General features: G+C 64.8%; 9 protein-coding genes. 7 read left to right on the forward strand and 2 right to left on the reverse strand.

Features of this window, described 5'->3' with window-relative positions; translation table 11 throughout:
* A partial coding sequence (locus AACR77_RS01465) for an alpha/beta hydrolase (protein WP_042879345.1) occupies nucleotides 1-661 on the forward strand: 661 nt, incomplete at its 5' end.
* 85 nt (nucleotides 662-746) lie between these two features.
* Here AACR77_RS01465 and AACR77_RS01470 read toward each other — a convergent pair.
* Nucleotides 747-896 carry a hypothetical protein gene (locus tag AACR77_RS01470; RefSeq protein ID WP_010673628.1) on the reverse strand — a complete coding sequence of 50 codons (150 nt, stop codon included), beginning with the start codon at nucleotides 894-896 and terminating at the stop codon, nucleotides 747-749.
* Between the two features lie 558 nt (nucleotides 897-1,454).
* Here AACR77_RS01470 and AACR77_RS01475 point away from each other — a divergent pair.
* The 3 genes from AACR77_RS01475 (at nucleotide 1,455) to AACR77_RS01485 (ending at nucleotide 3,581) form a co-directional block, all read left to right on the forward strand.
* Nucleotides 1,455-1,748, forward strand: coding sequence for a hypothetical protein (locus tag AACR77_RS01475; protein ID WP_042879347.1), 294 nt, complete (start codon nucleotides 1,455-1,457; stop codon nucleotides 1,746-1,748).
* 603 nt (nucleotides 1,749-2,351) lie between these two features.
* On the forward strand, nucleotides 2,352-2,810 hold the full coding sequence (locus AACR77_RS01480; protein WP_042879351.1) for a hypothetical protein: 459 nt from the start codon (nucleotides 2,352-2,354) through the stop codon (nucleotides 2,808-2,810).
* Between the two features lie 3 nt (nucleotides 2,811-2,813).
* Nucleotides 2,814-3,581, forward strand: a complete 768-nt coding sequence (locus AACR77_RS01485; RefSeq protein ID WP_042879354.1) for a DUF3142 domain-containing protein — start codon at nucleotides 2,814-2,816, stop codon at nucleotides 3,579-3,581.
* Here AACR77_RS01485 and AACR77_RS01490 read toward each other — a convergent pair.
* Nucleotides 3,562-4,806 (reverse strand): NADH:flavin oxidoreductase/NADH oxidase family protein, encoded by a 1,245-nt coding sequence (locus tag AACR77_RS01490; protein ID WP_042879356.1) that lies wholly within the window; start codon nucleotides 4,804-4,806, stop codon nucleotides 3,562-3,564. The two genes, AACR77_RS01485 and AACR77_RS01490, sit on opposite strands and share 20 nt — an antisense overlap.
* Nucleotides 4,807-5,030: 224 nt before the next feature.
* Here AACR77_RS01490 and AACR77_RS01495 point away from each other — a divergent pair, with 224 nt between their 5' ends.
* The 3 genes from AACR77_RS01495 to AACR77_RS01505 all read left to right on the forward strand — a co-directional run.
* On the forward strand, nucleotides 5,031-5,522 hold the full coding sequence (locus tag AACR77_RS01495; RefSeq protein ID WP_010673623.1) for a MerR family transcriptional regulator: 492 nt from the start codon (nucleotides 5,031-5,033) through the stop codon (nucleotides 5,520-5,522).
* A gap of 2 nt (nucleotides 5,523-5,524) precedes the next feature.
* Nucleotides 5,525-5,992 (forward strand): GNAT family N-acetyltransferase, encoded by a 468-nt coding sequence (locus AACR77_RS01500; RefSeq protein ID WP_042879358.1) that lies wholly within the window; start codon nucleotides 5,525-5,527, stop codon nucleotides 5,990-5,992.
* An 82-nt stretch (nucleotides 5,993-6,074) separates the two neighbouring features.
* The coding region (locus AACR77_RS01505) for a pseudouridine synthase (RefSeq protein WP_042879359.1) at nucleotides 6,075-6,804 on the forward strand (730 nt) is incomplete at its 3' end.

Raw genomic sequence — 6,804 nt, forward strand, 5'->3', positions numbered from 1 at the left:
GAGCTACAAGAGCGACAAGCGCGATGCCATGGCCTCGTCCGGGGCCCTTGACCGGGTGCTGGAGAAGATGAAGGGGCTGCTCGACGAGTTCAACGGCCAGTATGTGACGCAACTGGAAGAGAAGGCCCAGAAGAAGTTCGCCGACAACGGCGAGGCCTGGGATCGCTACTTCGCCAAGGAGGTAAACAAGCGCTGCCCCTTCACCATCAACCTGCTGCTGCACAGCATGGGCAACTACCTGTTCAAGCACCTGCTGGGCAGCACCACCTACCACGCCAACCAGCTGCTGTTCGACAACATCATCATGGCCGCCGCCGACACCAACAACGAGCTTCACGCCCAGTGGGTCGATCGCATCCAGTGTCGCAACCGCCTCTACATCACCATCAATGAACGCGATGGTGCCCTGATGGCATCGCGCATGAAGATGGGGGAGCAGCAAAAGGCGAGGCTCGGCCACTACACCCGGCGGCTGGACGCCAGAACGGCCACCTACGTGGACGTGACCAATCAGCCCCATGTGGGGGACTCTCACGCCTACTTCGAAGGGGATGCCCTCGCCAACGAGAAGGTGCTGCGCTTCTTCCACACCGTCTTCAACGGCGGCACCGGCGAGAGCGCGGAGCTGTTCGATGCGGCCCAGAACCTCTATCGCCTCTAGCCACTGCGCAAAAAAAACCACCGCCCCGAACAGGGCGGTGGTTTTTCATTATGCGCTCACTTGGTGGCCACAAGGCCGCCAGGGGCTAGTGTTCTGCCGCTTCCGGCTGGGGCGCTTCGCTGCGCTCCCGTTGCAGTTCATCGACCCTGGCCTGCCATCTGTCCTGGGCCTGTTTTTGCCCTTGGGACTCGAATTCCTGGCGCATGGTGTCGATTTTTTGGTCAAGTTTTTCCATCAGGATGTCTCCTTACATCTCGGGTTACACACTGGCTGACGGCACTGTTTGGCCAACCTGCTCACCCGATTGGACACCAGGTTTTCCCCAATTGTCCAACAAAATACACGATTGATTATGCAAAAACCAATCTAGAAAATGGGTTAAAGCTCCTTATGAAACCCCATCACCCACCCTGAAAACGCCTGATAAAAACACTATTTTTACCATTCATATCAATATCTTGATATTTATCACTCGCTCAATGACGCCCTTGAGATCGGCATGACGAGTGTATGCACATTTTTTTTCACAAAAACTCCCCGATCTCCAGGTTTTGCGACCGGAAAGGCCCCCTTGTCCATCCAAAAACACGATAGGTTATGACACAAGCCATCTCTTTAATGGATAGATAATCCCCAACCCCGGCCCTGCGGCTTGCCAACCCGACCACCAGCAGGTTCGCTTGTTACCCATCCGGGCATATCCCGCCCCACTCCCGCCCCGATAAAATGAAGCCGCACCACGCCTGCTGAGCGGGTTGTTGCCGCCCTCATCCCCTCTCGTCGGAGTCATGACATGGATCTCTTCTGGTGGTTTGCCCTGCCCGTCGCCGCAGGCACCTTCTATGGGTGCTATTTCTGGAACCAGCGCCATGCCCAGCCCGACTGGCTGCGCCTGCCCACCCGCGCCGACTACCTGCACCAGCATCCCGAATGCGCCATCGACGATGAACTGGGGGCGCGCTGCTGCGCCTGCGGCTCCGACAAGGTGCTGGGCCACCCCCAGACCGGCTGGCCTGATCATCGCTTTCGCCACACCTGCCTCGCCTGCGGCAAGGCGCTCTTTCGCACAGAAGAGCCCCCTATATAAGCATCCACATTCGCCCTTTTTGTATGGCGATGTATGGCGATGACAGATGCTGACACCCGCGAAGCAGCAAAGAGCACGCGCTCGGGACAGGGGGATGGCGCAGGCGTCCTGACAGAGAGAGCGCCGACCAGGTCATAATGGGTTGTCGTTTGTGACCCTCTTTCGTACTATTGCCCGCCACTGCAAAACCCTTTTCCGGCCCGGGCATCACGCACGGCGCGGGCCCACAAACGGATAGCGATCCCATGACATCTCTGACCCACTGCTCGGTGCTGGCGATGACGCTGGTTGCACTGCCCGCCCTCGCCTCCGGTGACGGTGACGGGTGCGGCTTCTGGCTCACCGACTGCCCTCTCCCCACCTATCCGCTCTATCTCAACGAGAACGACACCCGGGGCAACCTGCTCATGCTGCTGGGGGATGCCCAGCATCACCCCCTCCCCTTCACCCTGCCGGCGGATCCGCTGAACGAGCGCAACCAGCCGCTGTTCTACCTCACCCGCCTCCCCCAGCCGGAGGAGGTGGAGGACCCGGCGCTGCGCGAGCAGCTCGGCAGCCGGCTGGCCGCCTACGACCCCTCCCGCCGACGCCCCCTGGGAGCCCGTGCCCAACGGGGATGTGCGCCTCTCGGCGTTCCAGTGGCGCGGAGAGGGGACGCCCCAGGGCTACCACTGCCGGGATCTGGCCCAAACCCTTGGCACCCTGGTGCAGCGCCCCGACGATGGTCATGCCCTCAACTGCTTCGGGGAGTATCTGCGCAGCCGGGATCCCCACATCAACCTGTGGCAGGATCGCGAGATGATCTGGGGGCTGGCGCAAGACGAGCGCCCCACGTTCCCGAGTCGCCTCGCCCTCTATCAGGCCGTGATGGCCAACCCCAAGGCTGAGCCCGAAGACAAGAGCTATGCCCTCTATCGCGCCATCCAGTGCTATGCCCCCTCCGGCTACAACAGCTGCGACAGCCAGGAGATCCCCAAACGCACCCGGCAGGCCTGGTTCAACACCCTCAAGCAGCGCTATGGCAACTCGGTGTGGGCCAGATCCCTCAAATACTACTGGTGAGCCATGAGCAGACCCCCTGAACGCGCCCTGCTGGCGCTGCTGCTGACGGCCCTGGTCACCCCCCTTGAGGCCAGTGTCGATGCCAGCGCCTATCACGGATTCTGGCTCTGGTCCGCCACCCGCCACCAGCCGGTACTGGAACAGGCCAGCACCCTCTATCTGCATCAGGGGGAGATCCTGGACAGGCCCGGCGGCCCCCGCTTCGTCAAACTGGGGCGGGTTCCCTCCCCCCTCAAGGCCGGGCAGGTCTGGCTGGTGGTGCGTGTCAACGCCCTCCCCCTCTCCCCCGCCCACGAGCAGGTGCTGGTGCGCCTCTACGAGGGGTGGCGCGCGGCCGGGGCCAAGGTGGCGGGCATCCAGATCGACTTCGATGCGGCGACCCGCCAGCTCGATCGCTATGGCAACGCCCTGCAACAACTGCGGCGCGCCCTGCCTCCCGGGTGCAAGCTCAGCGTGACGGGGCTGCTCGACTGGGCGAAAACGGGGGACGTGGCAGAGCTCAATCGCCTGCCCGTGGACGAGCTGGTGATCCAGACCTATCAGGGCACGCGCACGGTGCCGGGCTATCAGGCCTATCTGCCCGCCATGGCGCACCTGACCATCCCGTTCAAGGTAGGGCTGGTGCAGGATGGGGAGTGGGATCCCGCCTGGCAGACAACACTGGCCGCCTCCCCCCACTACCGGGGCGAGGTGGTCTTCCTGCTCAACCGCCCGGCGCCGATCCCGGGGGCCAGCAGGGCGATATCCTCCTTCACACCCCCTGCCCCTTGATCCAGCGCCGATAGCGGGCATTGCCACGCAGGGTCTGCCACTGCTGGCAGGCCAGCGCCAGGGCGGGTGCGACCTTGGGGCGGCTCGGCTGGCCACGCCCGAGGCGCCGCAGCTGGTATTTCACCATCGCCATGTAGCCCACCGAGGCCAGCACCTTGTTGCGCCAGGGGATGGGGCGCAGCTCGGCGCTGGCCGCCTGCTCCCGGTGCCATCTGGCGGGCAGATCCGGTGCTATGGCCAGCGCGGTGGCCATACCGACGACCGCCACTCCGCTGCCGAGCACCTGTTCGACCACCGGATAACGGCGGATCCCCCCGGTCACCATCACGGGCATGCGGGCGGCAGCCACTATCTCCTCTGCAAACGTCAGAAAATAGGCTTCCCGCGCCAGGGTACGGCCATCCCGGGCCTGGCCGTGCATGGCGGGCGCCTCGTAACTGCCGCCGGAGAGCTCCACCAGATCCACCTCGAGGGGGTTGAGCATCTCCACCACAGCCCTGGCATCCTCGGTGCTGAAGCCGCCACGCTGAAAGTCGGCGGAGTTGAGCTTGACCGACAGTGAGAAGCACTCCCCCACCTGCTCACGTATCCCCTGCACTATCTCCAGCAGCAGGCGGGCACGATTCTCAAGGCTGCCGCCCCAACGATCGCGACGCTGATTGGTTAGCGGCGAGAGGAACTGGCTCAACAGATAGCCGTGGGCGGCGTGGATCTGCACCCCGTCAAAGCCCAGATCCTGTGCCAGCCGCGCCGTGTGGATAAAGCGCACCTTCACCTCGGCAATATCGCGCTCGCTCATGGCCCTGGGCGGGGCGAACTGCCTGGAGAAACTACCGAGCGCCATGGGCACGGCGGAAGGGGCCAGGGTGGGCTGCCCCAGCGCCGCCGGCATCTGGCGACCGGGGTGGTTGATCTGCATCCAGATCTGGCCCCCGCCGCTTTTGGCCGCCGCAGCCCAGGCCCTGAAACGCTCGCCTATCTGTGGGGATAGCGCCGGGGAATCGAGCACCACGCCCCCAGGCCCCGTCATGGCGCGCCCGTCCACCATCACATTGCCAGTGATGATAAGGCCGGCGCCCCCCTCTGCCCAGGTGCGATAGAGCTGGATCAGCGCCTCCGAAGGGGCATGGTCACGGTCGGCCATGTTCTCTTCCATGGCGGCCTTGGCGAGGCGGTTGATAAGCTGGCTGCCACTCGGCAGGGTCAGGGGAGTAAAGGGGTTCATGGCAATCTCCTCGGTAGTGAGGGCCCCACCATAAGTTTGAAGCCGACTTGAAGGTCAAGCCCCTTTGTCGGGATGCCGCTGCGATGGGGGAAATACTATCCAGCCGCACCGCCCTTGCTCAGGGCCGTTGACATTCAAGCGGACTTTAACCCTAGAATTCCCCAGACCCCGCCCCCTCAGTCATTGGCATGGCGGGCCCATCAACCCGCAGCCCGGGAGGCAAGATGAAGATCGGTGAACTGGCCAGACAGACCGGCATGGCGGCCTCGGCCATCCGCTTCTATGAAGCCAGGGGCCTGCTCAGCCGGGTGCGGCGGGGTGCCAACGGCTATCGCGACTACCCGCCCGAAACGGCGCAGTTGCTGGCCATCATCGGCCAGGCCCAGCAGGCGGGCTTCTCCCTCGACGAGATCAAGCAGCTGGTACCCGCCGACATCAGCTCCTGGCAGCACGCCCCGCTGCTGGCGGCGCTCAAGGCCAAGGTGAGCGATATCGAGGCGCTGGAGGCAAGGCTTGCCCACAGCAAGCAGCAGTTGCAGGCCCTGATCCAGCTGGTTGAAGCCAAACCGGGCGAGATGCCGTGCGAGGAGAACGCCGCCCGGGTGCTGGCCAGCATGGGCATTGCCTCCCCCGAGGGCGCCGCCAAGGCCACCACATCGGTCAAGCCCGCCATCGTTTCGCGCGGCGCTCACCGTCACAAACAGGGAGAGAGATAAGGATGACGTTTGTCGAGATGGACCCCGCCCACCTGCCGCTGGCCCTGCTGCTGGAGGCCGATCCCGCCGCGTCGCGCATCGCCGCCTACCTGCCCGGCGCCTGGGGCTTTGCCGCCCTGGCGGACAACGAGGTCGTGGGGGCCTGCGTGGCGGGCCTGGTGGGGGAGCAAACCGCCGAGATATTCAACATCGCCGTTGCCCCCAACCGCCAGCAGCAGGGCATCGGCTCCGGCCTGCTGCGCTTCGTGCTGGCGAACCTGACCGGGAAGGGGATAGGCCGTGTCGAACTCGGTACCGGCAGCTTCGGCCACCAGCTCACCTATTACCAGCGCCACGGCTTTCGCGTCCATGCCGTCGTGAAGGATCACTTCCTCATCCACTATCCCGAGCCCCTGATGGAGCACGGCATCCAGCACAAGGACATGCTGCGCCTCTCCCTCGCACTGGCGCCGGACATCTCCACCCCCTGACCCGAGAGGCAAGCCCCGCTCTCCCCCTGATGGCCGCCCCCTGTGGTACACTCCGCCATCCCCTGTTTTTGGTAGGCATACGATGAAATCAGCCCGTCCCCGTCTCTCCCTCTCCGCCCGCCCTGACGCAGGCAGCACGGCCAGCGGGCCCACCACGGCGCGCCCATCCCAACGCCGGGAGGCCCGGCACCCAGGGAGGGTCAACGAGCGCAAACCGGCCCCCGCCCCGGCGGATCGCAAGCTGCTGCTCCTGAACAAGCCCTACATGGTGCTCTGCCAGTTCACCGACGAAGGGGGCCGCGAGACCCTCAAGGATTACATCACCGAGCCCGGCATCTATGCCGCGGGCAGGCTGGATCGAGACAGCGAAGGGCTCTTGCTGCTCACCAACGACGGCAAGTTGCAGGCTCGCCTCACCCAGCCGGGAGAGAAGACCCCCAAGACCTACTGGGTGCAGGTGGAAGGCATCCCGAGCGAGGAGCAACTGGCCGCCCTGCGCGCCGGTGTGGAACTCAACGACGGCATGACCCTGCCCGCCGGGGCGCGCATCATGGATGACCCTGCTGTGTGGCCACGCAACCCGCCCATACGCGAGCGCAAAGAGATCCCCACTTGCTGGCTCGAGATAACAATCGTGGAGGGGCGCAACCGCCAGGTGCGGCGCATGACCGCCCACATCGGCCACCCCACCTTGCGCCTCATCCGCTACGCCATCGGGGAGTGGACCCTCGATGGGCTGGCGCCGGGAGAGAGCCGCGCCCTGCCCGCCCCCGAGCTGGCACCCGCGCCACGACCAGCCGCCACGCAAGGCA

This window comes from Aeromonas sp. ZOR0002, assembly GCF_963866995.1.
In the GTDB taxonomy this organism is placed as follows: Bacteria; Pseudomonadota; Gammaproteobacteria; order Enterobacterales; family Aeromonadaceae; genus Aeromonas; species Aeromonas caviae.